Annotated in this window: 31 protein-coding genes; 27 read left to right on the top strand and 4 right to left on the bottom strand. The window is 68.5% G+C overall.

Translation table 11 applies throughout. From position 1 onward, the window contains the following. The first annotated feature begins 4 nt into the window (after nt 1-4). Nucleotides 5-1,222: a type II secretion system inner membrane protein GspF gene (gspF, locus tag C5O79_RS22290; RefSeq protein WP_046550056.1), complete on the top strand. Its 1,218-nt coding sequence runs from the start codon at nt 5-7 to the stop codon at nt 1,220-1,222. 35 nt (nt 1,223-1,257) lie between these two features. Here the strand turns inward: gspF and C5O79_RS22285 are convergent, their stop codons facing one another. Then, nucleotides 1,258-1,668 carry a type II secretion system protein N gene (locus tag C5O79_RS22285; protein ID WP_046550055.1) on the bottom strand — a complete coding sequence of 137 codons (411 nt, stop codon included), beginning with the start codon at nt 1,666-1,668 and terminating at the stop codon, nt 1,258-1,260. Between the two features lie 175 nt (nt 1,669-1,843). On the opposite strand from C5O79_RS22285, the gene gspG reads away from it, so the two are divergent. The 8 genes from gspG to C5O79_RS22245 are packed head-to-tail and all read left to right on the top strand — an operon-like array spanning nt 1,844 to nt 7,819. Then, on the top strand, nt 1,844-2,296 hold the full coding sequence (gene gspG, locus C5O79_RS22280; RefSeq protein WP_011350483.1) for a type II secretion system major pseudopilin GspG: 453 nt from the start codon (nt 1,844-1,846) through the stop codon (nt 2,294-2,296). 38 nt (nt 2,297-2,334) lie between these two features. After that, entirely contained in the window at nt 2,335-2,904 is a 570-nt protein-coding gene (locus C5O79_RS22275; RefSeq protein WP_046550054.1) for a GspH/FimT family pseudopilin, read from the top strand. 2 nt (nt 2,905-2,906) lie between these two features. Then, entirely contained in the window at nt 2,907-3,308 is a 402-nt protein-coding gene (gene gspI / locus C5O79_RS22270; protein ID WP_122474485.1) for a type II secretion system minor pseudopilin GspI, read from the top strand. Beyond that, the gene (locus tag C5O79_RS22265) at nt 3,286-3,975 is read left to right on the top strand and encodes a prepilin-type N-terminal cleavage/methylation domain-containing protein (RefSeq protein ID WP_081421161.1); all 690 of its coding nucleotides are present in this window, start codon (nt 3,286-3,288) and stop codon (nt 3,973-3,975) included. The genes gspI and C5O79_RS22265 overlap by 23 nt, the downstream gene beginning before the upstream one ends. 2 nt (nt 3,976-3,977) lie before the next feature. Further along, nucleotides 3,978-5,108, top strand: coding sequence for a type II secretion system minor pseudopilin GspK (gene gspK, locus C5O79_RS22260; protein ID WP_046550053.1), 1,131 nt, complete (start codon nt 3,978-3,980; stop codon nt 5,106-5,108). Between the two features lie 26 nt (nt 5,109-5,134). After that, nucleotides 5,135-6,496 carry a type II secretion system protein GspL gene (gene gspL, locus C5O79_RS22255; protein WP_122473437.1) on the top strand — a complete coding sequence of 454 codons (1,362 nt, stop codon included), beginning with the start codon at nt 5,135-5,137 and terminating at the stop codon, nt 6,494-6,496. After that, complete coding sequence (locus C5O79_RS22250; protein ID WP_046550080.1) at nt 6,493-6,999, top strand: type II secretion system protein M; 507 nt, start codon at nt 6,493-6,495, stop codon at nt 6,997-6,999. The genes gspL and C5O79_RS22250 overlap by 4 nt, the downstream gene beginning before the upstream one ends. 31 nt (nt 7,000-7,030) lie before the next feature. After that, nucleotides 7,031-7,819 carry a type II secretion system protein N gene (locus C5O79_RS22245; protein WP_122473436.1) on the top strand — a complete coding sequence of 263 codons (789 nt, stop codon included), beginning with the start codon at nt 7,031-7,033 and terminating at the stop codon, nt 7,817-7,819. A 22-nt stretch (nt 7,820-7,841) separates the two neighbouring features. Here the strand turns inward: C5O79_RS22245 and C5O79_RS22240 are convergent, their stop codons facing one another. Further along, nucleotides 7,842-9,413: an efflux transporter outer membrane subunit gene (locus C5O79_RS22240; RefSeq protein WP_122473435.1), complete on the bottom strand. Its 1,572-nt coding sequence runs from the start codon at nt 9,411-9,413 to the stop codon at nt 7,842-7,844. Nucleotides 9,414-9,684: 271 nt separating this feature from the next. After that, a complete protein-coding gene (locus C5O79_RS22235; RefSeq protein ID WP_122474484.1) occupies nt 9,685-9,969 on the bottom strand; it encodes a multidrug ABC transporter ATPase in 285 nt (94 codons plus the stop codon). A 174-nt stretch (nt 9,970-10,143) separates the two neighbouring features. On the opposite strand from C5O79_RS22235, the gene C5O79_RS22230 reads away from it, so the two are divergent. From C5O79_RS22230 to C5O79_RS22220, 3 genes are all read left to right on the top strand, one after another. Continuing rightward, nucleotides 10,144-10,635, top strand: coding sequence for a MarR family transcriptional regulator (locus tag C5O79_RS22230; protein WP_046550079.1), 492 nt, complete (start codon nt 10,144-10,146; stop codon nt 10,633-10,635). 177 nt (nt 10,636-10,812) lie between these two features. After that, nucleotides 10,813-12,372: a DHA2 family efflux MFS transporter permease subunit gene (locus tag C5O79_RS22225; RefSeq protein WP_122473434.1), complete on the top strand. Its 1,560-nt coding sequence runs from the start codon at nt 10,813-10,815 to the stop codon at nt 12,370-12,372. 97 nt (nt 12,373-12,469) lie between these two features. Beyond that, a complete protein-coding gene (locus C5O79_RS22220) occupies nt 12,470-12,718 on the top strand; it encodes a type II toxin-antitoxin system Phd/YefM family antitoxin (RefSeq protein ID WP_122473433.1) in 249 nt (82 codons plus the stop codon). Between the two features lie 19 nt (nt 12,719-12,737). Here C5O79_RS22220 and C5O79_RS22215 read toward each other — a convergent pair whose 3' ends face one another. Continuing rightward, on the bottom strand, nt 12,738-13,664 hold the full coding sequence (locus C5O79_RS22215) for a LysR family transcriptional regulator (RefSeq protein WP_046550047.1): 927 nt from the start codon (nt 13,662-13,664) through the stop codon (nt 12,738-12,740). Between the two features lie 140 nt (nt 13,665-13,804). On the opposite strand from C5O79_RS22215, the gene C5O79_RS22210 reads away from it, so the two are divergent. The 15 genes from C5O79_RS22210 to C5O79_RS22140 all read left to right on the top strand — a co-directional run bounded on the left by C5O79_RS22210 (nt 13,805) and on the right by C5O79_RS22140 (nt 26,236). Next, the gene (locus C5O79_RS22210) at nt 13,805-14,281 is read left to right on the top strand and encodes a CidA/LrgA family protein (protein WP_039351940.1); all 477 of its coding nucleotides are present in this window, start codon (nt 13,805-13,807) and stop codon (nt 14,279-14,281) included. 13 nt (nt 14,282-14,294) lie between these two features. Then, nucleotides 14,295-15,017: an LrgB family protein gene (locus C5O79_RS22205; protein ID WP_039351943.1), complete on the top strand. Its 723-nt coding sequence runs from the start codon at nt 14,295-14,297 to the stop codon at nt 15,015-15,017. A gap of 170 nt (nt 15,018-15,187) precedes the next feature. After that, the gene (fliL, locus tag C5O79_RS22200; protein WP_046196266.1) at nt 15,188-15,724 is read left to right on the top strand and encodes a flagellar basal body-associated protein FliL; all 537 of its coding nucleotides are present in this window, start codon (nt 15,188-15,190) and stop codon (nt 15,722-15,724) included. A gap of 22 nt (nt 15,725-15,746) precedes the next feature. Next, on the top strand, nt 15,747-16,745 hold the full coding sequence (gene fliM, locus C5O79_RS22195) for a flagellar motor switch protein FliM (RefSeq protein WP_046550044.1): 999 nt from the start codon (nt 15,747-15,749) through the stop codon (nt 16,743-16,745). Further along, the gene (gene fliN / locus C5O79_RS22190) at nt 16,738-17,229 is read left to right on the top strand and encodes a flagellar motor switch protein FliN (protein WP_039351952.1); all 492 of its coding nucleotides are present in this window, start codon (nt 16,738-16,740) and stop codon (nt 17,227-17,229) included. The genes fliM and fliN overlap by 8 nt, the downstream gene beginning before the upstream one ends. Further along, entirely contained in the window at nt 17,226-17,795 is a 570-nt protein-coding gene (gene fliO, locus C5O79_RS22185) for a flagellar biosynthetic protein FliO (protein ID WP_046550043.1), read from the top strand. The genes fliN and fliO overlap by 4 nt, the downstream gene beginning before the upstream one ends. A gap of 36 nt (nt 17,796-17,831) precedes the next feature. After that, complete coding sequence (fliP, locus tag C5O79_RS22180) at nt 17,832-18,593, top strand: flagellar type III secretion system pore protein FliP (RefSeq protein WP_046550042.1); 762 nt, start codon at nt 17,832-17,834, stop codon at nt 18,591-18,593. Nucleotides 18,594-18,613: 20 nt separating this feature from the next. Continuing rightward, nucleotides 18,614-18,886 carry a flagellar biosynthesis protein FliQ gene (gene fliQ, locus C5O79_RS22175; RefSeq protein ID WP_039351961.1) on the top strand — a complete coding sequence of 91 codons (273 nt, stop codon included), beginning with the start codon at nt 18,614-18,616 and terminating at the stop codon, nt 18,884-18,886. A gap of 23 nt (nt 18,887-18,909) precedes the next feature. Then, complete coding sequence (gene fliR, locus C5O79_RS22170) at nt 18,910-19,692, top strand: flagellar biosynthetic protein FliR (RefSeq protein WP_046550041.1); 783 nt, start codon at nt 18,910-18,912, stop codon at nt 19,690-19,692. A gap of 166 nt (nt 19,693-19,858) precedes the next feature. Beyond that, nucleotides 19,859-20,863: an ABC transporter substrate-binding protein gene (locus C5O79_RS22165; protein WP_039351966.1), complete on the top strand. Its 1,005-nt coding sequence runs from the start codon at nt 19,859-19,861 to the stop codon at nt 20,861-20,863. Between the two features lie 121 nt (nt 20,864-20,984). After that, nucleotides 20,985-21,782: an ABC transporter ATP-binding protein gene (locus tag C5O79_RS22160; RefSeq protein ID WP_122473432.1), complete on the top strand. Its 798-nt coding sequence runs from the start codon at nt 20,985-20,987 to the stop codon at nt 21,780-21,782. A gap of 37 nt (nt 21,783-21,819) precedes the next feature. Beyond that, on the top strand, nt 21,820-22,677 hold the full coding sequence (locus tag C5O79_RS22155) for an ABC transporter permease (protein WP_089438879.1): 858 nt from the start codon (nt 21,820-21,822) through the stop codon (nt 22,675-22,677). Between the two features lie 88 nt (nt 22,678-22,765). Further along, nucleotides 22,766-24,133: a sensor histidine kinase gene (locus C5O79_RS22150; protein ID WP_122474483.1), complete on the top strand. Its 1,368-nt coding sequence runs from the start codon at nt 22,766-22,768 to the stop codon at nt 24,131-24,133. 13 nt (nt 24,134-24,146) lie between these two features. After that, nucleotides 24,147-24,824, top strand: a complete 678-nt coding sequence (locus C5O79_RS22145) for a response regulator (RefSeq protein WP_047851516.1) — start codon at nt 24,147-24,149, stop codon at nt 24,822-24,824. Nucleotides 24,825-25,105: 281 nt separating this feature from the next. After that, entirely contained in the window at nt 25,106-26,236 is a 1,131-nt protein-coding gene (locus C5O79_RS22140) for a porin (RefSeq protein WP_047851517.1), read from the top strand. The last annotated feature ends 227 nt before the right edge of the window (nt 26,237-26,463 follow it).

Genomic DNA, 26,463 nt, shown 5'->3' with positions numbered 1-26,463 from the left:
CGCGATGCCGGCATTCCGTTTCGAAGCAATCGATTCGGCGGGACGCGCGCAGAAAGGCGTCATCGATGCCGACAGCGCACGCGCCGCGCGCGGGCAACTGCGTACGCAGGGGCTCACGCCGCTCGTCGTCGAGCCGGCCGCCAGCGCGACGCGCGGAGCGCGGTCGCAGCGGCTCGCGTTCGGCCGCAAGCTGTCGCAGCGCGAACAGGCGATCCTTACGCGCCAGCTCGCGAGCCTCCTGATCGCCGGGTTGCCGCTCGACGAGGCGCTCGGCGTGCTGACCGAGCAGGCCGAGCGCGACTACATCCGCGAACTGATGGCCGCGATCCGCGCCGAGGTGCTCGGCGGTCATTCGCTCGCGAATGCGCTGGGCCAGCATCCGCGTGACTTCCCGGAAATCTACCGCGCGCTCGTCGCGGCCGGCGAGCACACCGGCAAGCTCGGCATCGTGCTGTCGCGGCTGGCCGACTACATCGAGCAGAGCAACGCGCTGAAGCAGAAGATCCTGCTGGCGTTCACGTATCCGGGGATCGTCACGCTGATCGCATTCGGCATCGTCACGTTCCTGCTGAGCTATGTGGTGCCGCAGGTCGTCAACGTGTTCGCGAGCACGAAGCAGCAACTGCCCTTGCTGACGATCGTGATGATGGCGCTGTCGGATTTCGTGCGGCACTGGTGGTGGGCGATCCTGATCGCGGTCGTGCTCGTCGTGTGGTTCGTGAAGGCGACGCTGTCGCGCGACGGGCCGCGCCTCGCGTTCGACCGCTGGGTGCTCACCGCGCCGCTCGCGGGCAAGCTCGTGCGCGGCTACAACACGGTGCGCTTCGCGAGCACGCTCGGCATCCTCACCGCGGCGGGCGTGCCGATCCTGCGCGCGTTGCAGGCGGCCGGCGAGACGCTGTCGAACCGCGCGATGCGCGCGAACATCGACGACGCGATCGTGCGCGTGCGCGAAGGCTCCGCGCTGTCGCGCGCACTGAACAACGTGAAGACGTTTCCGCCGGTGCTCGTGCACCTGATCCGTTCCGGTGAAGCGACGGGTGACGTGACGACGATGCTGGATCGCGCGGCCGAAGGCGAAGCGCGCGAGCTCGAGCGTCGCACGATGTTCCTGACGAGCCTGCTCGAGCCGCTGCTGATCCTGGCGATGGGGGGCATCGTGCTCGTGATCGTGCTGGCCGTGATGCTGCCGATCATCGAGCTGAACAACATGGTGCAGTGACGGCCTGACCGCGGGTCGGGCCGTCGCCTTCGGCTTCAGCGCACGTAGATCGCCGGGGACGGCGTGTTGGCGGGCAGCTGGACTTCGGTGCGGGCGCCGTTGCGCTCGACGATGATCGAGCGGGGGCGGACTTCGGCGAGCTTCGCGCCAGACGTGACGTCTGCGCCGAGCGACACGGCACGCGGCGGTTCGCCACCGACACCGATGATCGCGGCGCCGCCATGGTCGAGCGCGAGGATGCCGAACAGGTGGATGTCCTGCACGGGATTCTTGTCGAGCTGACCGCCGAAGAGCGCCGCGGCGTCCTCGGTGCGGATCGGCAGCCGCGCGGCGGCGGCGGGCAGCGGCGCTTCGCGGGCGGACAGCGTGACGACCCAGTAGGTGGCCGTCGCGCACAAACCCGCGAAGAGGGCTAGGGAGAGGATCCGGATCGAGAGCGCGTTCATGCGCGCTATTGTACGGATGTATATGAAATTTGCGTTGGGTGAAAGCCCTCGGCAATGCGCGCCTTACAATGCGTGCTCCGCGCCCGCGGGTTCGGAAGGTTGCCGTCAGGCAATCGTCCGGTGCGCCGGGCGCGTCACTCAACCCACGACATTTTTTGGAAAGAGGTAGTCAGTCATGCAAACGTGGATCACTCGCCGCAACGCGGCCGTGCGTCGTCAGCGCGGTTTCACGCTGATCGAGATCATGGTGGTGGTCGCGATCCTCGGGATCCTGGCGGCGCTGATCGTGCCGAAGATCATGAGCCGCCCGGACGAGGCACGCCGCATCGCCGCGAAACAGGACATCGGCACGATCATGCAGGCGCTCAAGCTGTACCGTCTCGACAACGGCCGCTACCCGACCCAGGATCAGGGCCTGAACGCGCTGATCCAGAAGCCGTCCACCGATCCGATCCCGAACAACTGGAAGGACGGCGGCTATCTCGAGCGCCTGCCGAACGATCCGTGGGGTAACGGCTACAAGTACCTGAACCCGGGCGTGCACGGCGAGATCGACGTGTTCAGCTACGGCGCCGACGGCAAGGAAGGCGGCGAAGGCAACGACACCGACATCGGTTCGTGGCAATAAGCGCTCACTGACCGGCCCGACGCTTCGCTCCCTTCTTCATGCTCGCCACTCGCACGACCTCCCGCTGCGGCCGCGATTGCCGTGTGCGTCGCGGCGCGGCTTCGTCCGCGCCGGTGCGTGCCGACGGCGGGCAGGCGTTGCATGGCGCGCGGCGTCATCGCGCGCGCGGCTTCACGCTGCTCGAAATGCTGGTCGTGCTCGTGATCGCGGGGCTGCTCGTGTCGCTCGCGTCGCTGTCGCTCACGCGCAATCCGCGCACCGACCTGCGCGAGGAAGCGCAGCGCATCGCGCTGCTGTTCGAGACGGCCGGCGACGAAGCGCAGGTGCGTGCCCGGCCGATCGCGTGGCAGCCGACCGCGCACGGCTTCCGTTTCGACGTGAGCTCGCCCGACGGCTGGCGCACGCTGCGCGACGACCTGCTGCGCCCGCGCGACTGGGACGGCGGCGTCACGGGCGCCGACATTGACTATCCGGGGTCCGACACGCATGCGAATCGCGTCGTGTTCGGCACCGAGAGCATCGACACGCCGGTGCGCGTGACGCTGCATTCGGCTGTCGGCAGCGCGACGATCGTCAGCACCGGCAACGGCCGCTACGAGGTGCAATGACGATGCGTCGTCGCCTGCCCTCTTCCGTTTCTTCATCGCGCGGTTTCACGATGATCGAGGTGCTGGTCGCACTCGCGATCATCGCGGTCGCGCTCGCCGCGTCGATCCGCGCGGTCGGCACGATGGCGACCAACGCGTCCGATCTTCATCGCCGCCTGCTCGCCGGCTGGAGCGCCGACAACGCGCTCGCGCAGATGCGGCTCACGCATGCGTGGCCGGAGGTCGGCGAACAGAGTTTCGACTGCTCGCAAGGCAACGTGCAGCTCGTCTGCACGCAGCGCGTGAGCACCACACCCAACCCGGTGTTCCGGCGCGTGCGGATTTCGGTGAGCATGCCCGGGCACACCGGCGTGCTCGCGCAAATGGTGACGGTGGTCGCGAATGAAACCAGCCGTCCGCTCTGACGCGCCGATGCGACGCCCGCTCGCCCGCCCCGCCCGCGGCTTCACGCTGATCGAGTTGATGATCGCGATCGCGATCCTCGCGGTGGTCGCGATTCTCGCGTGGCGCGGGCTCGACCAGATCATGCGCGGTCGCGACAAGGTCGCGGCCGCAATGGAAGACGAACGCGTGTTCGCGCAGATGTTCGACCAGATGCGCATCGACGCGCGGCTCGCCGCGACCGACGACGAGGCCGGCCAGCCGGCGATCGGCGTGGCCGGCAATACGCTGCAGATCGTCCGCGAACTCGAGGTGCCGGGCGTGGCGCCGCGGCTGCAGGTGGTGCGCTACCGGATCGCCGGCGGGCGCGTCGTGCGTTATGCATCGCCGCCGATCGACGACGCGAACCGGCTGCGCAACATGTTGAAGGACAGCAGCGTCGAAGGCTGGAGCTGGGTCGCGCTGATGGGCGGTGTCGGCGCGATCGACGCGAAGCTGTACGTGCCGCGCGTGGGCTGGACCACCAACCTGCAGACGGCCAACGACGCGCTCGCGCAGAACAACGATGCGCTCAAGGTGCCGCAGATCGGCAACGCGCCGCCTGCACGCGCGGTGACGGGGCTGCAGGTCAGCATCGGCGCGACGTCGCTGCGCGTGCCGGTCACGCGCATCTTCCTCGTCGGGGAATGACGATGCGCGCGCGCCCTCACCGCTCGTTATTGGTTGCCCGTGCCGCCGGTCGCGCACGGGCACGCGGCCGCCAGCGCGGCGCGGCGATCATCACCGCGCTGCTGGTCGTCGCGCTGTCGGCGATTCTCGTCTCGGGAATGCTGTGGCGCCAGCAGGTGCAGATCCGCCGGATCGAGAACCAGCGCGTGATCGCGCAGGCGCAGTGGGTCGCGCGCGGCGCGCTCGACTGGACGCGGATGATCCTGCGTTCCGAAGGCGACACGGCGCCCGGCATCACGTATCTCGGCGGGATCTGGGGCGTGCCGATCGCGAAGACGAAACTGTCGGACTTCCTCGGCCGGATCGGTGCGCCCAACGACACCGGCGGCGAAGACACCTATATCTCCGGCTCGATCGAGGACGCGCAGGCGAAGTTCAACCTGCGCAACCTCGTGGCGTCGCCGGCGCCCGGCGTGCTGCAGTTGAACGTCACGCAGGTCCAGGCGTTCCAGCGCCTGCTGACGACGCTCGGCTACGACGGCGCGCTCGCGAAGCGCATCGCGCTGCAGGTGCGCGCGAGCCTGCTGAATTCGGCGACGCGTTTCCAGATGCCGACGCTGCCGGGTGGCGGCACGGCGCCGCCGGTCACCGCGCCGGTGACGACCGATCAGCAAGGCGGCGGCGGCTTAACCGACGATCCCGGCATGACGGGCGGCGATCGCGGGCCCGCGCCGCTGATGATGACGGGCGTCGACAGCCTGCTCGACGTCGACGGCGTGACGCCCGAGATGGTCGCGCGGCTGCGCCCGTTCGTCACCGTGCTGCCGACCACGACGCCCGTGAACATGAACACGGCGCCGGCCGAGGTGATCGCGGCGCTGATGCCGGGGATGAGCGTGTCGTCCGCGCAGGCGCTCGTGTCGCGCCGCGAAACCGTGTTTTTCCGCAACGTCGGCGACGTGCAGCTCGCGCTGCGCGGCGCCGGTGCGCCGAACGTGACGCTCGACTCGAGCGTCATCGACGTCAATTCGAGCTATTTCATCGTGCATGGCCGGATCCAGCACGAACGCGCGGAGGTCGATCGCACCTCGCTCGTGTATCGTGATCCGACCACGCACTCGACACGGGTCGTGCGCATTCGCGACCAGCTATAACGACGCCAATCGGGAGAGGAGCTCTTGTGAGCACGTTGATTGTTTCTTTGCCGCCGCGCGAGCCTGCCGTGCCGTTGCAGGAATGGCAGTGGCCCGAGCTGCCGTTCACGCTCGTCGACAAGGCCGGCCATGTGCAGCGCGCCGGCCGCGCCGCGCTGGCGCTGCTGCCGCGCGCGAATGCGACGGTGCTGATCGTCGCCGCGCGCGACGTGCTGCTGCTGGCCGCGACCGTGCCGCCGCTGAAAGGACCGAAGCTGCGCCAGGCGCTGCCCAACATCGTCGAGGATCAACTGATCCAGGATCCGCTCGGCTGCCATATCGCGCTCGATCCGGACGCGCTGCCCGACGGGCGCCGCGTGCTGGCCGTCGTCGATCGCGCGTGGTTCCGCACGATCTGCGAAGCGTTCACCGCGGCCGGCCACCGGCACCTGAGCGCGGTGCCCGCGACCCGCTGCCTGCCGGCGCCGCACGTCACCGCCGCGCCGGCCGACAGCGAAGTCGACGCCGCCGCGGTGGTTGCCGACGCCGTCGAGGCGCCGCCCGCCCGTCCGGCCACGGTGGCCGCGGTGCTCGGGCTTGCGGCATCGGTCGAGCCGGTACTCGTCGAGGCCGGCGCGCTGCCAGCTGCAGCCGGTGCGCCGCGCCTCGAACTCGCGGTCGCGCGCGGTGCGCTCGGCGAAGGCTTCGCGGCGCCCGCGTCGCGCGCGGCCGGCACGCTGGCCGCGCTCGCGGGCGGCGGCGACGTCGAACTGTACGAACTCGGCGAACCGGGCGCGGAGCCGCGGCTCGCATCGGTCGGGCGCGCCGACGGCGGCCCGCTGCTGCCGGGCGCCGCGCCGCTGTCGTTCGACGCGTTCGCGCGGCGCGCGCTGACCGAGAAATTCGACCTGTGCCAGTTCGAATTCGAATCGCAGCCGTGGCGCTTCGACCGCGCGACGGTGAAGCGCCTGCGCGTGCCGCTCGCCCTCGTCGCGGCGACGCTCGGCGTGGCGGTGATCGGGATGAACCTGCACTGGTGGAAGCTGTCGCGCGAGCGCGATGCGCTGTCCGCGCAGATTACCGAAACGCTGCTGTCCGCGTTCCCGAAGACGACGACGGTGCTCGATCCGCCCGCGCAGATGCAGCGCCAGCTCGACCAGTTGCGCCTCGCGGCCGGCGAGCTGTCGCCGAACGATTTCCTCGCGCTGTCGAGCGGGCTGTCGCGTTCGATGGGTGCGCTGCCGCTGAACGGCATCGCGTCGCTCGACTATCACGACCGGCGGCTCGACGTCGGCTTCAAGCCGGAGGTCAAGGTCGATCCCGATTTCACGCAGCGCCTCGCGCGTAACGGACTGTCCGGCGAAGTCGACAGCAATACGGGCAAATGGACGATCCGGAGCCGCTCATGAAGACCGAACAACTGAACCAGACGCTGGCCCAGTTCTGGGGCGAGCGCTCCCAGCGCGAAAAGACGCTGCTCGGCTGGGGCGGCGCCGTGCTGGCGGTCGCGATCGCGTATTCGGTGCTGTGGTCGCCCGCGCAGGAAGGCCGCGCGCGGATCCAGCGCGAGCTGCCGACGATGCGTCGCGAGCTCGCGCAGATGACCGCGCAGGCGAACGAGGCGAAGTCGCTGACGGCCGCCGCGCAGGGCGTGGCGCCGACCGGCCTCGCGCTGAAGGACGCGCTGACCGCGTCGCTGTCCGATCACGGGCTGCAGGGTGCGCAGGTGCAGATCGTCGGCAACGGCGTGCAGATCCAGATGAAGAACGTGTCGTTCCCGGCGTGGACGCAGTGGCTCGACGATGCGCGCCGGCAGTTCAAGGTGCAGGTCGGCGAGGCGCATGCCACCGCGCTGAAGGACGACGGCCAGGTCGACCTGACGGCCGTGATGCAACCGTCTACGCAGAAATGACGCAGTGGATGAAGCAAGTGGCGGTCGGCCGATGAGGCCGGGATTGAAGCGGCTCGCCACCGCATTGCCGTGGGTACTGGCGGGCGCCCTGGCGACGGCGGTAACGCTCGTCGCGCTCGCGCCGGCCGCATGGATTGCGCCTCAGTTCGCGCGTGCGACCGGCGGGCACGTGAATCTCGTCGATCCCGACGGGTCGCTGTGGCACGGCTCGGGCACGCTGATGCTGGCGCCGGGAGCCGACCAGAGCGCGGCGACGCTGCTGCCCGGCCGGGTCGAATGGACCACGGGCTTCTGGCCGCTGCTGACCGGGCGCGTGCAGATGCGCATGCGGCAGACCGAGGCGATGCCCGACGCGGTCACGCTCGATGCGACGTGGCGCGGCGCGGTGCTGTCGGCGGGCACGATGGCCGTGCCCGCGTCGCTGCTCGCCGGGCTCGGCACGCCGTTCAACACGCTCGACCTGCAGGGCGACGTGCGGCTCGGCTGGAGCGACTGGCGCCTGATCGGCAACAATGCGTTCGGCCAGCTGACGGTGACGATCGACTCGATGAGTTCGCGCGTCTCGCGCGTGAAGCCGCTCGGTTCGTACCGCGCGGTGCTGCAGGCGAAGGGGGCCGGCGCCGATCTCGACCTGTCGACGACGCAGGGCCCGCTGTTCCTCGACGGCCACGGCAGCTTCGGCCCCGGGCAGGGCTCGTTCCGCGGCACCGCGCACTCGGTGCCCGAGCAGCAGGCGAACCTCGCGGGGCTGCTGAACCTGCTCGGCCACCCGATCGGGAACAACGAGGTGTCGCTGATCTTCGGCGACGCGCAGCGCTGACGCGCGCGTCGCCCTTTCCTTCCTACTTCTGCGCGAGCGGCGCGGCGACCGACGGTGCGGTGGCCGCGGGGGCGGCCGCACCGGACGCCGGCACCGGTGCCGGCGCTGCCATGTCGCCGTTCTCGCGCGTCATCTCCGCGACGTTCCAGCCGCCGCCGAGCGCCTTCACGAGCCCGACCGACGACGTCATCCGCTGCCCGGCGATCGTCGCAAGCTTCTGCTGCGCGGTGAACGCGGTGGTCTGCGCGGTCAGCACGTTCAGGTAGGCGACCGTGCCGGCCTTGTACTGGTTCGTGACGATCGCGAGCGAATGCTCGGCGCTGTCGACGGCCTGCCGCTGCACGTCGATTTCCTGCGCGAGGATACGCTGCGACGCGAGGTTGTCCTCGACGTCCTGGAACGCGGTGAGCACCGCGAGGCGGTACGCGGCGACGTCCTGGTCGTAGGTCGCACGCGCGGCGTCGGTCTGCGCGGCGCGCAGCCCCGCGTCGAACAGCGTGGCCGCGAGCTGCGGGCCGACCGTCCAGAAGCGCGCCGGCAGCGTGAACAGCTGCGACCACACCGAGCTCTGGAAGCCGCCGGTGGCCGACAGCGTGAGCGTCGGGAAGAACGCGGCGATCGCGACGCCGATCTGCTCGTTCGCGGCCGCCGCACGGCGCTCGGCGGCCGCGACGTCGGGCCGGCGCTCGAGGATCGCGGACGGCACGTCGACCGGCGTGATCGGCGGCTCGGCCGTGAGCGGATTCGGCGGCAGCGAGAAGGTCGACGCCGGTTCGCCGATCAGCGTCGCGATCGCGTGCTCGTACTGCGCGCGGGCCACGCCGTTGTCGATCGACGCAGCCTGCGCGCTCTGCAGCTGCGTCTGCGCCTGGATCACGTCCGCGCGCGCGGCGACGCCCTGCGCGTACTGGTTCTGCGTGAGTTTCAGCGACTGTTCGTACGACTTCACGGTGTCGTCGAGCAGCTTCTGCAGCGCATCGGACGTGCGCAGCTGGAAATAGGTTTGCGCGAGCAGCGCCTGCTGCGACAGCCGCGCGTTCGCGAGATCGGCCGCGGCGGCCGCTTCGCCGGCACGCTGCGCACTGACGGTACGACTCACCTTGCCCCACAGGTCGGGTTCCCAGCTCGCGTCGAGGCCGACGCTGTAGCTGTTGTTGATCGAGCCGGACGAGCCGCCGCCGAAGCTCGACGACGAACCCGACGACACCGACGTGCGCGGCGTGCGGGCGCGCGAACCCGACGCGGTCAGCCCGACGGTCGGGAAATAGGCGGCCCGCGCTTCGGTGACGAGCGCGCGCGCCTGCCGGTACGCGGCCGCCGATTGCGCGATGGTCTGGTTCGACGCGTTGAGCCTGCCGATCAGCGCATCGAGCTGCGGATCGTTGTAGACGGTCCACCAAGCGCCGCGGTCGGTGCGGTCGGCGGGCTGCGCGACCTTCCAGCCGGCCGGCGCTTCCTTGTAGGCGGCGGGGATCGACGTGTCGGGCCGGTGATAGTCGGGCCCGACGGCGCAGCCGGCGAGCAGCACGGCGGTCGCAACGGCGACGGCGGCGCTCAGCGGGCGAACGGCGCGCGGGAGGGAGGCGTACGGCATGGTGGTTTTCCTGTCTGGGCGCGACGTCCGGCGAGCGGCGTCGCGCGATGCGGTCGTCGTGCCGCTGGCGGACAAATGGTAACTGACGGCGGGAAAGCTGCGCAGCCCCAAGGGTACGGTGCGCGGGGACAGGAATGTGTTACCGGTGCGAGCGGCCGGTTTACCGGCCATTACGGCTCGCTGACGGGAAGCCGGGGGGCGCGACGCCGGCCGTGCGGGGCGCGGCCGGCGCTCAGCCGGGGGCAGTCAGGAAGGCGGGAGACGCGCGCGGTCAGTGGCAGCGCGCGGGCAGCGGGAGCGGTTCGGCGGCGGATCGCCATGTCGACGGCTCCGTCGCGGCCGGTTGTCCCGTGCGGCGCCCGCCGTCTTTCGCGTTGCGCTGCCGGCGATGATCGAACCATGCGAACCCGAGCGCCGCGAGCGAGCCGCCCGGGACCACCAGCATCGTCACGTACAGCGCGATCTTCCAGCCGCGGTGCGGCCCGGAAAACGCATGATGAGCGGTATCGGTCAGGTTGCGGCGCAGCGCGCCGGCGGCATTTTTCAGGAACAGCATCGCGAACATCCTCGGGGTGCCCGCAGCGCGGGCGCATCGGTCAGAACATAGTCTCCGGCAGTGCAACATGCACGTCGTAACTGGTTGCCTCAAATAATATTGACTATGCAATCAATTTTCAAGATACTGGGCGCGTCCAAATCCGAAACGCACTATTGCTGCGCGCGCAATCGCATGACCGGCGGCCTCTACGATCCCGAGAACATCGCGCTGGAAACGAGCCTCGGCTATTACCTGTCGAAGGCGAAGCAGGCGCTCGTCGAGCGGATGGACCGTGCACTCGAGCCGCACGACCTCACCGCGCAGCAGATCGGCGTGATCCTGCTGCTGTCGCGCGGCTATGCGCGCACGCCGTTCGAGCTGTCCCGCAAGATGTCGTACGACAGCGGGTCGATGACGCGGATGCTCGACCGGCTCGAACGCAAGGGGCTGGTCGCCCGCTCGCGCAGCGAGCAGGACCGCCGGATGATCGAGCTGACGCTGACCGAACGCGGCGCCGAAGCCGCCCGGGCGCTGCCGTCGCTGATCGCGAACGCGCTCAACGCGCAGCTCGAGGGTTTCTCGGCCGACGAGCTCGTGACGCTCACCGGCCTGCTGCAGCGCTTCATCGCCAACGGGCCCGGTGCGACCGGTTGCCCGAAACCCGACGACGAAGCGGACAGCTGATGTGCGCGGAGGCCCCATGTCTAGGTTAAGCACTCGTTTATTTATCTGTCTGGGCAGAAGATGACAGGGCACGCGCTCCCCTTTTCCCTTTATCCGTTCCACCCGGCCGGGCGGCGCTGCGGCGCACACCCGTGCGTTGTGCCGGCGCGTCGCGCGCGCCGCGTCTAGGAGATTCCGATGTCCGCCACCACGGCATCCGCCGCCCCCGCCGCCGAACCCGCGCCGCTGTCCGGCGGTGCGCTCGCGCTGCTCACCGTCGGGCTCGCGCTCGGCACCTTCATGGAAGTGCTCGACACGTCGATCGCGAACGTCGCGGTGCCGACCATTTCCGGCAGCCTCGGCGTCGCGACGAGCGAAGGCACCTGGGTGATCTCGTCGTACTCGGTGGCGTCCGCGATCGCGGTGCCGCTCACCGGCTGGCTCGCGCGGCGGGTCGGCGAGGTGCGGCTGTTCACGTTGTCGGTGCTCGCGTTTACGATCGCATCGGCGCTGTGCGGCCTCGCGACCAACTTCGAGACGCTGATCGCGTTCCGGCTGCTGCAGGGCCTCGTGTCGGGGCCGATGGTGCCGCTGTCGCAGACGATCCTGATGCGCAGCTACCCGCCCGCGAAGCGCGGGCTCGCGCTGGGGCTATGGGCGATGACGGTGATCGTCGCACCGATCTTCGGGCCGTTGCTGGGCGGCTGGATCAGCGACAACTACACGTGGCCGTGGATCTTCTACATCAACCTGCCGATCGGCATCTTCTCGGCGACCTGCGCGTACTTCCTGCTGCGCGGCCGCGAGACGAAGACGTCGAAGCAGCGGATCGACGCGATCGGCCTGGCGCTGCTCGTGATCGGCGTGTCATGCCTGCAGATGATGCTCGACCTCGGCAAGGACCGCGACTGGTTCAACTCGACGTTCATCGTCGCGCTCGCGCTGATCGCGGTCGTGTCGCTCGCGTTCATGCTCGTGTGGGAAGCGACCGAGAAGGAGCCGGTGGTCGACCTGTCGCTGTTCAAGGACCGCAACTTCGCGCTCGGCGCGATGATCATCTCGTTCGGCTTCATGGCGTTCTTCGGCTCGGTCGTGATCTTCCCGCTGTGGCTGCAGACGGTGATGGGCTACACGGCGGGCAAGGCCGGCCTCGCGACCGCGCCGGTCGGGCTGCTCGCGCTCGTGCTATCGCCGCTGATCGGCCGCAACATGCACCGGCTCGACCTGCGGATGGTCGCGAGCTTCGCGTTCATCGTGTTCGCAGGCGTGTCGATCTGGAACTCGACGTTTACGCTCGACGTGCCGTTCAACCACGTGATCCTGCCGCGGCTCGTGCAGGGGATCGGCGTCGCATGCTTCTTCGTGCCGATGACGACGATCACGCTGTCGAGCATCTCCGACGACCGGCTTGCAAGCGCGTCGGGGCTGTCGAACTTCCTGCGCACGCTGTCCGGCGCGATCGGCACCGCGGCGAGCTCGACGTTCTGGGAAAACGACGCGATCTACCATCACGCGCGGCTGTCGGAATCGGTGAGCGTGTATGCGCAGAACACGACCGACTACCAGGGCGCGCTGTCGCAGCTCGGCATCGTCGGCCAGACGGCCAATGCGCAGCTCAACCAGCTCGTCACGCAGCAGGGCTTCATGATGGCGACCAACGACTTCTTCCTGCTGTCGGCATTCATGTTCGGTGCGCTCGCGGCGCTCGTGTGGGTCACGAAACCGAGGAAGGGCGCGGGGCCGGCGATGGGGCATTGAAGCAGGTGTGGCGGGATGAAAGGTTGGCCGTTGGCGCGCCTCTTCCGATTAAACCGGGCCGGCTGGATGTTTGAGTTCGATTGATCGGGGAGATGCAATGCGAATCTACGACATGCGTGACGCGAAGGTGAACCTGTCCCGGTTGATCGATGAAGCCATCGATGCCCGTGAGCCGTTCGTGATCGTGGAAGCAGGCAAACCGATTGTCAGGGTCGCACCGATCGACATGCCGGAGCCTGCTCCTCAGAGTTGGATCGGCTTCATGAAAGGACAGATCCACGTCCCAGTCGACTTCGATTCGATGGGCCGCGATGTCATTCGGACGCTGTTCGAGGGCAACCGCTGATCGCCGGGCGTGCCGGACGTCACTCCCTCGCCCGCAACCCGCCGAACGCCAGATCGTCGCCCGGCGCGATCGGCAGCGTCGCCCGCGCCACGTCGAGCCACGCGCGCGCCGCGTGCGACAGATACCCCTTCTTCAGCCAGCCGAGCGCGATCGCCCACGTGATCTCCGGTTCGACGATCGGCCGGCACGTGAACTGGCCCGCGTCGAGCCGCCGGCAATACGGCTCGGGCAGCAGCGCGATGCCGACCCCCGCATGCACGAGTGCCGCCATGAAATCCCAATGGCCGCTGCGGCTCACGATCGACGGCGTGAAGCCCGCCTGCCGGCACGCGTCCAGCACCGCATCGTGCAGCGCAAGGCTTTCCGCGTAGAACACGAACGACTCGCGCGCGAGATCCGCGAGCGGCACGGTCGCGTGATCCTCCCAGCGCGACTCGCGTGGCGCGACGAGCCACAGCGGCGCACGCACCATCGGCAGCCGCTCGAAGGTGCCGGGATCGACCGGCTCCAGCAGCCCGCCGAGCTCCAGCTCACCCGACGTCAGCGCGGCCTCGATCATCCGCGCGCCCTGCTCGAACAGCTTCAGCTCGATGTTCGGGTAGCGCTGCTTGTACGCGGCGATGATCGGCGTGAACAGCGAGCCGCCGAGCGGCGGGATCCCGATCGTCAGCTCGCCGCGCCCGAGCGTGCCGAGATCGTTCAGCTCCGACTGCAACTGCGCCTGCGCGGCGAGCACGTCCTGACCGCGCTGGAACACGATCCGCCCCGCGTCGGTCAGCACCATCTGCCGGCCGTCGCGCAGCAGCAGCGGCGATCCGATCTCGTCCTCGAGCGCCTTCACCATCTTGCTGATGGTCGGCTGGGTCACGAACAGCTTGTCGGCGGCCGCCGTGAAACTCTGCTGGCGAACCACCTCGACGAAGTACCGCAACGCGCGCAATTCCATCGATGTCTCCCCAAAATGGTGCGGCGAACCCAACATGAATTCCGGATTGGAATGACAAGGATAGAGACAAGTCATTTTATTTATGGTTAGGGGAAACCCTATACTCCCACCATCAACGGAATATCTGTAGGGAGCCTGCCATGACCAAGCCGACCGCCGCACCCGCCGCCCGCCCCGCTGCTTCGCCCAGCCTGGCGCACACGGGCCGCATTGCGCTGCAGGCCGCCGCGCTCGGCGCGCTGTGGATGGCGGTCGACTGGGCCGTGCGCAAGATCGGGCTGCCGATTCCGTCCGGCGTGATCGGCCTCGCGGTGCTCCTCGTGCTGCTGTTCTCGGGCCGCGTCGCGCCCGCGTGGGTGAAGGACGGTGCGAACTGGCTGCTGTCCGACATGCTGCTGTTCTTCGTGCCGGCCGCCGTCGCGGCCGTGCAGTACGGCGGGCTGTTCCGCGAGGACGGCTGGCGCATCGCGCTGGTCATGCTCGCCGGCACCGCGTTCGTGATGGTTGCGGTGGCCGTCGCGGTCGACCTCGCCGCGAAGCTCGAGCGCCGGCTCGCCGCGCAGCGCGTGTTCGCCGAACGCCGCCGCACGCGCCTCACCGCCGCGTCCGCCCACTGAGCCGGAGCCTGCCATGCTTGCCGCATTGTCGAACCTGTCCGCCGACCAGGCGAACACCGCGATCTCGTTCGGCTGCTTCGTGCTGACCGTCGTGCTGTATTTCGCGTCGAAGCGGCTCTACGCGTACAAGAAGACGCTGCTGTTCTCGCCGCTCGTGTTCGTGCCGGGCGTGCTGGTGCTGCTCGTCCTGCTGACCGGCATCCCGTATTCGGTCTACTTCCACGACACGCGCTGGCTGATGTGGCTGCTCGGCCCGGCGACGATCGCGTTCGCGGTGCCGATCTACGACTATCGCGACCTGATCCGCCGCCACTGGCTGTCGCTGTCGGTCGGCGTCGCGGTCGGGATCTGTGCGGGCGTGTGCGGGTCGCTGCTGCTCGCGAAGCTGCTGCACCTGTCGCCCGAGCTGCAGCGCTCGCTGATGACGCGCTCGGTGTCGACGCCGTTCGCGCTCGCCGTGTCGGACAAGATCCACGCGCCGAAGGATCTCACCGCGCTGTTCGTGATCGCGACCGGCATCTGCGGGATGCTGCTCGGCGAGCTGGTGCTCGCGCTGGTGCCGATGCGCACGCGGCTCGCGCGCGGTGCGCTGTTCGGCGCGGCCGCCCACGGCGTGGGCACCGCGAAGGCGCGCGAGATCGGCAGCGAGGAAGGCGTCGTGTCGAGCCTGACGATGATGATCGCGGGCGTCGCGATGGTGCTGATCGCGCCGCTCCTGACGCTGCTGCCGATCTGACCGGGCGGCGGACGCCCGCTCCCGGCCACGCCCGCTTCGGCCGCCAGCCCCGGCGGCCCTTTCCGCCCCCACTTGCCCTGCATCCGGCCGACACCCGGCCGACAATCGGCTGAGATAGCCGCAAATCCCCCCTCTTTTCCGCCCATCGGCCTCGGCCCGGATGCCGAACAATGCATGCTACGAGACATCACGCACGCATTCACATGGCCTCCACGACCGCAAACCCGACCGCCGACAAGCCGGCTTCGTCCGGCAAGTTCAAGCGCATCGCGCTCATCGCCGTCATCGCGCTGGGCGCGGCGGCTGCCGCAGCCGGCGGCATGTACGTGTTCCTGAGCAAGGAAGGCGTCGGCCATGCGAGCAAGCCCGCCGAGCCGGCGCCGCTGGCCGCGCCGGTGTTCTTCCCGCTCGACGCGCTGACCGTGAACCTGCAGTCCGACGACGGCGCGCAGCACTACCTGCGCGTCGGCCTGTCGCTGAAGCTCACCGACCCGAAGGCGCAGGAGCAACTGACCGCGCGGATGCCGGAGATCCGCAGCCGGATCCTGCTCGCGCTGTCGAACAAGCATCCCGAGGATCTCGCGACGCCGGACGGCAAACGTTCGCTCGCGAAGGAACTGCGGGAGCTGATCGAGCAGCCGACGCAGCCGGGCAACCAGCGCGCGAAGGTCGACGACGTGCTGTTCACCGAGTTCGTCGTCCAGTAACGCGGCCGAGAAAGGAGCGCGTATGGGTCACCAGGAGTTCATGTCCCAGGAGGAGGTCGATGCCCTCCTCAAGGGCGTCACGGGCGAAGCCGATTCAGTCGACGAAAAGCGCGACACATCGGGCGTCCGCCCCTACAACATCGCGACGCAGGAGCGGATCGTCCGCGGCCGGATGCCCGGCCTCGAGATCATCAACGACCGCTTTGCGCGCCTGCTGCGGATCGGCATCTTCAACTTCATGCGGCGCACGGCGGAAATCTCCGTCAGCCAGGTGAAGGTGCAGAAGTACAGCGAGTTCACCCGCAACCTGCCGATCCCGACGAACCTGAACCTGGTGCACGTGAAGCCGCTGCGCGGCACGTCGCTGTTCGTGTTCGACCCGAACCTCGTGTTCTTCGTCGTCGACAACCTGTTCGGCGGCGACGGGCGCTTTCACACGCGCGTCGAGGGCCGCGACTTCACGGCCACCGAGCAGCGGATCATCGGCAAGCTGCTGAACCTCGTATTCGAGCACTACACGACCGCGTGGAAGAGCGTGCGGCCGCTGCAGTTCGAGTTCGTGCGCTCGGAGATGCACACGCAGTTCGCGAACGTCGCGACGCCGAACGAGATCGTCATCGTCACGCAGTTCTCGATCGAATTCGGGCCGACCGGCGGCACGCTGCACATCTGCATGCCGTACTCGATGGTCGAGCCGATCCGCGACGTGCTCGCGTCGCCGATCCAGGGCGAGGCGCTCGAAGTCGACCGCCGCTGGGTGCGCGTGCTGTCGCAGCAGGTGCAGTCGGCCGAAGTCGAGCTGACCGCGAACCTGGCCGAGATCTCGTCGAACTTCGAGAAGATCCTGAACCTGCGCGCGGGCGACGTGCTGCCGCTGGAGATCGAGGACACGATCACCGCGAAGGTCGACGGCGTGCCGGTGATGGAATGCGGATACGGAATTTTCAATGGTCAATATGCGTTGCGCGTGCAGAAGATGATCAGCGCGGGCGATTCGATGAAGGAAGGTGGATATGAGTGAGCTGAACCAGACGCCCGAGGACGACGCACAAGCGATGGCCGACGCGGCCCTCGCGGCATCGGCCGCCGCCGCACAGGCGGCACCGGCCGCGGCGGAAGAGGATCCGGGCATGGACGACTGGGCGGCCGCGCTCGCGGAGCAGAACGAGCAGCCGGTGCAGGCCGGTGCGACCGGCGCCGGCGTGTTCCAGCCGCTGTCGAAGGCCGCGGCGAACTCGACGCACAACGACATCGAGATGATCCTCGACATCCCGGTCAAGATGACCGTGGAGCTCGGCCGCACGAAGATCGCGATCCGCAACCTGCTGCAGCTCGCGCAGGGTTCGGTCGTCGAGCTGGACGGCATGGCCGGCGAGCCGATGGACGTGCTCGTGAACGGCTGCCTGATCGCGCAGGGCGAGGTCGTGGTCGTCAACGACAAGTTCGGCATCCGCCTGACCGACATCATCACGCCGGCCGAACGCATCCGGAAGCTGAATCGGTGAACGTCGTGAAGCCTGGCCGCCGCATGTGCAGCGCGATTGCGGCGGTGACGCTTGCCGTCGCCGTATCGCTCGCCACCGCGCCGGCCGGCGCCGCCGACATGAACGCGGTGAACCACGCCGGGGCGATTGCCTCGAGCGTGATGGTCGGTTCGGCCGCCCCGTCGCTCGGCGTCGGTGCGGTGCTGCAGACGCTGGTCGGGCTCGCGGTCGTGATCGGTCTCGTGTTCGCGTGCGCCTGGCTCGCGCGCCGCTTCGGCTTCCAGCATGCACGCCGCGGCGGCCCGCTGAAGGTCGTGTCGAGCGTCGCGGTCGGTGCGAAGGAAAGCGCGACGATCGTCGAGATCGGCGACACCTGGCTCGTGCTCGGCGTCGCGCCGGGCAACGTGCGATTGCTGCACACGCTGCCGGCCGGTTCGGCGGCGGCTACCGCAACGACGGCTTCCGCCGACGCGCCCGCCGGCGCCGCCGCGTCCGACGGCGGCCTGCCCGGCACGTTCGGCTCGCGGTTTCGCGACGCGCTCGCGGGCGAAGCCGCGAAGCGCCTCGGTCGCGGCAAGGACCGCTGACATGGCGCCGCGCCCTCTTTCCGACCCCGCATTCCGATGAAACACGCTTTCCTGCATCGCGCGGCGCGCTTCGCGCCCGTGCTGATCCTCTGCCTCGCCCCCGCGCTCGCGTATGCGCAGGCGAACGGCCTGCCCGCGTTCAATGCAAGCCCGGGCCCGCACGGCGGCACCACGTATTCGCTGAGCGTGCAGACGATGCTGCTGCTCACGATGCTGTCGTTCCTGCCGGCGATGCTGCTGATGATGACGAGCTTCACGCGCATCATCATCGTGCTGTCGCTGCTGCGCCAGGCGCTCGGCACCGCGACGACGCCGCCGAACCAGGTGCTCGTCGGCCTCGCGATGTTCCTCACCTTCTTCGTGATGTCGCCGGTGCTCGACCGTGCGTACAACGACGGCTACAAGCCGTTCTCCGACGGCTCGATGCCGATGGAGCAGGCGGTGCAGCGCGGCGTCGCGCCGTTCAAGACCTTCATGCTGAAGCAGACCCGCGAGACCGATCTCGCGCTGTTCGCAAAGATCTCGAAGGCCGCGCCGATGCAGGGGCCCGAGGACGTGCCGCTGTCGCTGCTGGTGCCGGCATTCGTCACGAGCGAGCTGAAGACCGGCTTCCAGATCGGCTTCACGGTGTTCATCCCGTTCCTGATCATCGACATGGTCGTCGCGAGCGTGCTGATGTCGATGGGGATGATGATGGTGTCGCCGTCCACGGTGTCGCTGCCGTTCAAGCTGATGCTGTTCGTGCTGGTCGACGGCTGGCAACTGCTGATCGGCTCGCTCGCGCAGAGCTTTACGTAAGCCGCGGAGGAACACGCACGATGACGCCCGAACAAGTCATGACGCTCGCGCACCACGCGATGATGGTCGGCCTGCTGCTCGCGGCCCCGCTGCTGCTGGTCGCGCTCGCGGTCGGCCTCGTCGTGAGCCTGTTCCAGGCCGCGACGCAGATCAACGAGGCGACGCTGTCGTTCATCCCGAAGCTGCTCGCGGTCGCCGCGACGCTCGTGATCGCCGGCCCGTGGATGATGACGACGATGCTCGACTACCTGCGGCAGACGCTGCTGCACGTTGCAACGCTCGGCGTCGGCTGAGCCGCGCGCACCACCCGGCGGCGATGTTCTCGGTTACCTACGCGCAGCTCAACGGCTGGCTCACGGCGTTCCTGTGGCCGTTCGTGCGGATGCTCGCGCTCGTCGCGACCGCGCCCGTCGTCGGCCACGCGGCGGTGCCCGTGCGCGTGAAGATCGGCGTCGCCGCGTTCATGGCGCTGGTCGTGGCGCCGACGCTCGGCGCGATGCCGGACGTCACCGTGTTCTCCGCGCAGGGCATCTGGATCCTCGTCACGCAGTTCCTGATCGGCGCCGCGATGGGCTTCACGATGCAGATCGTGTTCGCGGCCGTCGAGGCGGCCGGCGACTTCATCGGGCTGTCGATGGGGCTCGGCTTCGCCACCTTCTTCGATCCGCACACGAGCGGCGCGACGCCCGCGATGGGCCGCTTCCTGAACGCGGTCGCGATGCTCGCGTTCCTCGCGGTGGACGGCCACCTGCAGGTGTTCGCCGCGCTCGCCGCGTCGTTCCAGTCGCTGCCGGTGTCGGCCGACCTGCTGCACGCGCCCGGCTGGCGCACGCTCGCATCGTTCGGCACGACGGTGTTCGAGATGGGGCTGCTGCTCGCGCTGCCGGTGGTCGCGGCGCTCCTGATCGCAAACCTCGCGCTCGGCATCCTGAATCGCGCGGCACCGCAGATCGGCGTGTTCCAGGTCGGTTTTCCGGTGACGATGCTCGTCGGGCTGTTGCTCGTGCAACTGATGATTCCGAACCTCGTGCCGTTCGTGGCGCACCTGTTCGACATGGGGCTCGACGCGATGGGCCGCGTGCTGGGCGGCTGGCGCTGAGCGCCCCCTTCCCCGTTCTCCCGCCTGTTCCGGCCCCGCGTTGCTGGAAAACCCCTAAAGGAATCGCCCGCCCGCGAAAGGTAGCGGAAGGCTTCGTCTCCCTATACTCGTCGTGACGATGCAGCAAGCATCGCGCCATACGAATACAACGAACGGAGACGACCCGATGCGACCCATCCTGCGCACCCTCGCCGTTGCAGCCAGCCTGAGCTGCGCGCTTGCCGCTCAACCCGCTTTCGCCGACGACGGCGGCAAGATCACGATCATGGTCGGCGGGATCGCGAAGCTCATCTACCTGCCCGCGCGGCTCACGCAGGAGCTCGGCTACTTCAAGGCCGAAGGGCTCGACGTCGAGCTGCTGTCGCAGCCGGCCGGCGTCGACGCCGAGAACGAACTGCTGGCAGGCGCCGTGCAGGGCGTGGTCGGCTTCTACGACCACACGGTCGACCTGCAGAGCAAGGGCAAGGACGTGAAGGCGATCGCCGTGCTCTGCCAGGTGCCGGGCGAAGTCGAGATGGTGTCGACCAAGGCCGCGCCGACCTTCAAGTCGATGGCCGACGCGAAGGGCAAGACGCTCGGCGTGACGGGCCTCGGCTCGTCGACCAGCTTCCTCACGCAATACCTCGCACTGCAGCACGGCGTGCAGTCGACCCAGTACACGATGCTGCCGGTCGGCGCCGATGCGAGCTTCATCGCCGCGATCAAGCAGGGCCGCATCGATGCCGGGATGACGACGGAGCCGACGGTGTCCGCGCTCGAGAAGATGGGTGACGCGAAGGTGCTGGTCGACCTGCGCACGCTGGAAGGCACGCGCGCCGCGCTCGGCGGCACCTACCCGGCCGCGAGCCTGTACGTGCAGTCGGCCTGGGCCGATTCGCACAAGGATCAGGCGACCAAGCTCGCGCATGCGTTCGCGAAGACGATGCAGTTCATCCACACGCACAGCGCCGACGAGATCGCCGCGAAGATGCCGGCCGACTACCAGAAGGACAAGGCGTTGTACGTGAGCGCGCTGAAGGCGTCGCTGCCGATGTACACGGCCGACGGCAAGATGCCGGCCGACGGCCCGGCGACCGTGCTGAAGGTGCTGTCGGCGTTCAACCCGTCGGTGAAAGGCAAGCACATCGACCTGGCACGCACCTTCACGAACGATTTCGTGAACGCGAAGTAAGCGAACCCGGTAGCGGCGCCGGCGGCGGCGATCCCGCCGCCGTGCGTTCCCCGTTCCGGCCCGGTTGACCGGCCCGGCGTCGCCACGATGCGACGCCCTCCTCACCCGCAGGATCAATGCGATGAACCAGGCAGTCTCCCCGAGCACACCGGCGATCGAGTTTCGCAACGTGTCGTGCCGCTTCATTTCGCCGGAAGGCAAGGCCACCGTCGCGCTGCGCGACTTCAGCATGAGCGTCGCGCGCGGCGAGTTCATCGCGATCGTCGGCCCGACCGGCTGCGGCAAGTCGACCACGCTGAACCTGATCACCGGGCTGCTCAAGCCCGCGACGGGCGAAGTGCACGTGATGGGCCGTCCGGTCGACGGGATCGACCCGCGCATCGGCTTCGTGTTCCAGGCCGACGCCGTGTTTCCGTGGCGCAACGTGATCGACAACGTCGCGGCCGGCCCGCTGTTTCGCGGCCGCTCGAAGGACGTCGCGTACACGCAGGCCGAGGAATGGATCCGCAAGGTCGGCCTCGACAAGTTCACGAAGCACTACCCGCACCAGCTGTCCGGCGGGATGAGGAAGCGCGTCGCGCTCGCGCAGACCTTCATCAACCAGCCGGAAATCCTGCTGATGGACGAGCCGTTCTCGGCACTCGACATGCAGACCCGCACGCTGATGCAGGACGAGCTGCTGCAGCTGTGGTCCGCGAACAAGGGCTCGGTCGTGTTCGTCACGCACGATCTCGAGGAAGCGATCGCGCTCGCCGACCGCGTGTTCGTGCTGACCGCGCGGCCCGCCACGCTCAAGCGCGTGTACGAGATCGACCTGCCGCGCCCGCGCGTCACGTCGGAGATCCGCTACGACACGCGCTTCATCGAAATTTCCAAGGACATCTGGCACGACCTGCGCGAAGAAGTGCAGATCGGCTGACGCATACGCTCAAGGCAAGGACCGCAAGGACAGGAGCATGACCGACATGACGCTTCCCCCCACCGCCATTCCGGCAACGTCGCTCGAGGACGAGTCGCGCGCCGCTCAAACCCGCCTGCGCCGCCGCCGGCAACTGATCATCGGCCTGCGGATCGCCGTCCTCGTGATCGTGCTGGGCGGGTGGGAACTCGCCGCACGGCTGAAGTGGATCGACCCGTTCTTCTTCTCGCAGCCGACGCTGATCTTCGCGCAGATCCAGGACTGGTTCGTGAACGGCACGTCGCAGGGCCCGCTGCTCACGCAAGTGTGGGTCACGCTCGAGGAAACCGGCATCGGCTTCGTGATCGGCTCGGTGGCCGGCGTGATCTGCGGGATCGTGCTCGGCCGCAACAAGCTGATGGCCGACGTGTTCGGCCTGTACATCCAGATCGCGAACTCGATTCCGCGCGTCGTGCTCGGCTCGATCTTCGTGATCGCGCTGGGCCTCGGGATGGCGTCGAAGATCGCACTGGCCGTCGTGATGGTGTTCTTCGTCGTGTTCGGCAACGCGTTCCAGGGCGTGCGCGAAGCCGACCGCTACCTGATCGCGAACGCGCAGATCCTCGGTGCGTCGCGCCGGCAGATCACCACGTCGGTCGTGATTCCGTCCGCACTGAGCTGGATTCTCGCCAGCCTGCACGTGAGCTTCGGTTTCGCGCTGGTCGGCGCGGTCGTCGGCGAATTCCTGGGTTCCAAGCAGGGCATCGGCCTGCTAATCTCCACCGCCCAGGGCGCGTTCAACGCGAGCGGCGTGTTCGCGGCGATGATCGTGCTGGCGGTGGTCGCGCTGGCCGCCGACTACCTGCTGACCTGGCTCGAGAAGCGGCTGCTGAAGTGGCGCCCCGCGGCGTTCTGAACGCCGCAGACGCGCGCCTGCCATGACACACCCGACCGCGCCGGCGCTCCCGGCGCGGTTCGGCATTTCGGAGAAGGAGCGCAACAGGATGGCGCACAGCCTGCGCGGACGGCTGCTGTGGTGGCTGCTGCTGCCGCTCGCGGTGTTCGTGCTGATCGCCGGCGCGATGTCGTACGACACCGCGCGGACCACGGCCGCGCTCGTGCAGGACAGCGCGCTCGTCGCGTCCGCGCGCACGATCGGTGAGGACGTCGAATGGCGCAACGGGCGGCCGGCGGCCGACGTGCCGCCGGCCGCGCTGGAGATCTTCGAATCGCCGTCGCGCGATTCGGTGTTCTACAAGGTGATCGACGGCCACGACCGCCTGCTCGCAGGCACGCCGGCGCTCGACGTGCCTGCGCGGCACGGCATCGAGCCGACGCTGTACGACACATCGCTCGACGGCGTGCCGCTGCGCGCGGTGGCCTACGATCGCCAGCTGTACGACGAGGGGCAGGTCGAGACGGTGACGGTGGTCGTCGCGAAGACGACGCGTTCGTACGGCGCGATGGTCGCGACGATCTGGCGGCCGCAGCTCGTGCGCCTGTCGTTGATGCTGATGCTCGCGATGGGGCTCGTGTACCTCGGCCTCACCTTCGAGATGCGGCCGCTGATGAAGCTGAAGGACGACGTGGCCGACCGCGGGCCGATGGAGCTGGAGCCGATCCGCCCCGAGCGGCTGCAGAACGAGCTGCGGCCGATCGTCGACGCGATCAACCAGTGCATCGCGCGGCTCAACACGCACACGGCCACGCAGCGCCGCTTCATCGCGGATGCCGCGCACCAGTTGCGCACGCCGATCGCGGTGCTCGACACGCAGATCCAGTATGCGCAGCGGCGCGGGCACGACGATCCGGAGCTTGCTGCGGTGCTCGACAGCATGCAGCGCAGCAGCCGCAAGATGGCCGACGTGACCGACAAGCTGCTGCTGCTCGCGCATGCGGAAGCGACGCCGTCGACGCTGCTGACCCATCGCGTCGATCTCGCGGCCGTGGTGTCGAGCGTGCTCGAGGAAACGATCGTGCTCGCGCAGCGGCGCAATATCGATCTCGGGGCCGACCTCGGCGAGCGGCTCGACGTCGCGGGCAGCGACAGCCTGCTGACCGCGCTGGTGATGAACCTCGTCGACAACGCGGTGCGCTACACGCAGCCGGGCGGCTGCGTGACGGTTTGCGCCCGCCGCGACGGCGACGCGATCGTGCTCGACGTGGTCGACAACGGCCCCGGCATCCCGGCCGAGGCGCGGCCGCACGTATTCAAGCGGTTCTACCGCGTGTCGGCCGATACCGAAGGCTCGGGTCTCGGGCTCGCGATCGTCCGCGAGATCGCGCAGGCGCACGGCGGCAGCGCGTCGCTCGCGCCGGGGGCCGGCAATCGCGGTATCGTCGTAACCGTACGGCTGCCCGCCTACGAATGAAGAGAAGGCCGTCATGAAACTCCTGCTGGTCGAAGACAACGCCGAGCTCGCGCACTGGATCGTGAACCTGCTGCGCGGCGAGGATTTCGCGGTCGACTCCGTCGGCGACGGCGAGCGCGCCGATACGGTGCTGAAGACCGAACGCTACGACGCGGTGCTGCTCGACATGCGCCTGCCCGGCATCAGCGGCAAGGAGGTGCTCGCGCGGCTGCGGCGCCGCAACGACAACGTGCCGGTGCTGATGCTGACCGCGCACGGCTCGGTCGACGACAAGGTCGACTGCTTCGGCGCGGGTGCCGACGATTACGTCGTGAAGCCGTTCGAATCGCGCGAGCTGGTCGCGCGGATCCGCGCGCTGATCCGCCGGCAGGCCGGCGTCGGCACGACGCAGCTCGTATGCGGCGATCTCGTCTACGCATTCGGCACGCGCGAATTCCGCTGCGGCGAAACGGTGCTCGCGCTGCGCCGCCGCGAGCACGCGATCCTCGAAACGCTGATGCTGCAGCAGAACAAGACGGTGTCGAAGGCGCGGCTGATGGACAGCGTGTTCGCGCTCGACGACGAGCCGAGCGCCGATGCGATCGACATCTACATCCACCGGCTGCGCAAGCATCTCGCGGGCAGCACGGCCGAGATCATCACGCTGCGCGGGCTGGGTTACATCCTGCGCATGAAGAGCGCGCAGGACTGACGGGCCGCTTTGCGGGCCCTGAATACCGATTCGTAGCACGAAACGTCATCGACGCATGCCGGCGCCCCCGGTTTGCCTGCTTCCGCCCGCCTGCCCGATCCGTGATTGTTGCGCGTTCGGTGTTTTCACCGATCCGATTCTTTACTCCGGGAAAGCGTCGTGAAGGATTGCCCCCTCTACGATGCTACGCGTCGGCCCTCTCGCTGTGGCCGGCAAGAGTCGGCATACATTGCGTACTGCCAACGACCAGATTCCAATGCGGCAGCTCGGAGGAGACGATCTTGAAACGAAAAACCCTTGCCCTTTCCATCGCGGCGGCTGGCCTGTGCGCCGGCACCCAGGCGCATGCGCAGTCGAGCGTGCAGCTCTACGGCCTGATGGACCTGAGCTTTCCGACCTACCGGACCCACGCCGACGCGAACGGCAATCACGTGATCGGGATGGGCAACGAAGGCGAGCCGTGGTTCAGCGGCAGCCGCTGGGGCCTGCGCGGTGCCGAAGACATCGGCGGCGGCACGAAGATCATCTTCCGCCTCGAAAGCGAATACGTGGTCGCCAACGGTCAGATGGAAGACAGCGGCCAGATCTTCGACCGCGATGCATGGGTCGGCGTCGAGGACGAGCGCTTCGGCAAGCTGACGGCCGGCTTCCAGAACACGATCGCGCGCGACGCGTCGGCGATCTACGGCGACGCGTACGGTTCCGCGAAGCTGTCGACCGAGGAAGGCGGCTGGACCAACTCGAACAACTTCAAGCAGATGATCTTCTACGCGGCCGGCCCGACCGGCACGCGCTACAACAACGGCATCGCGTGGAAGAAGCTGTTCAGCAACGGCATCTTCGCGAGCGCCGGCTACCAGTTCAGCAATTCGACCGCGTTCGCGACCGGCTCCGCGTACCAGGTCGCGCTCGGCTACAACGGCGGGCCGTTTGCTGTGTCGGGCTTCTACAACCACGTGAACAACGGCGGCTTTACGAACCAGACGTTCTCGGTCGGCGGCAACTACGCGTTCAGCATCGTGCGCCTGAATGCCGGCTACTTCCGCTACAACGGCGACCAGGGCTCGCTCGGCCAGCGCCACGACGATTCATGGACGGTGTCGATGAAGATCGCGCCGAAGGGCGCGCTCGACTACGAGCTCGGCTACCAGCAGATGCGCGTGAAGAACGCCGCGTACAACTCGGACGGTTTCGTCCCGAACGCGAACCTCGGCGCATTCAGCCTGACCAACGGCGTCGGCAACGGCTTCAAGGAGACGATCTACGGGTCGGTGTTCTACCACCTGAGCAAGCGTACCGAGGTGTACCTGGCTGGCGACTACATGAAGCTGCACGGCGGCTACACGGTGTCGTCGACGTTCGGCGCGAAGAACCAGCTCGAACTGACGTCGGGCATCCGCACGCGCTTCTGACCCCGAGCGGGGCCCGGCGGGCCCCGCCGCACCCTCCATCCGGGATTCTCCATGCGGGCACGCCGGCGCTTGGCGCCGACCGTGCCCTTTTTTTCGTCCTTTCCGCCGTGCCCCGGGGATCCCCGGCAAGCGCCCGCCGGCCGGCCATGCGACAACCCGCCCGAAGCCGCTTGCGGCCCGTCCGGCGGGCAATCGCGGCCGATACCCGCACGTTCGGCCCACATCGG

This window comes from Burkholderia sp. SRS-25, assembly GCF_004343765.1.
Lineage (GTDB): Bacteria > Pseudomonadota > Gammaproteobacteria > Burkholderiales > Burkholderiaceae > Burkholderia > Burkholderia contaminans.
Note: the sequence above shows the minus strand (reverse complement) of the source record. Positions and strands in the feature narration are given on the sequence as shown.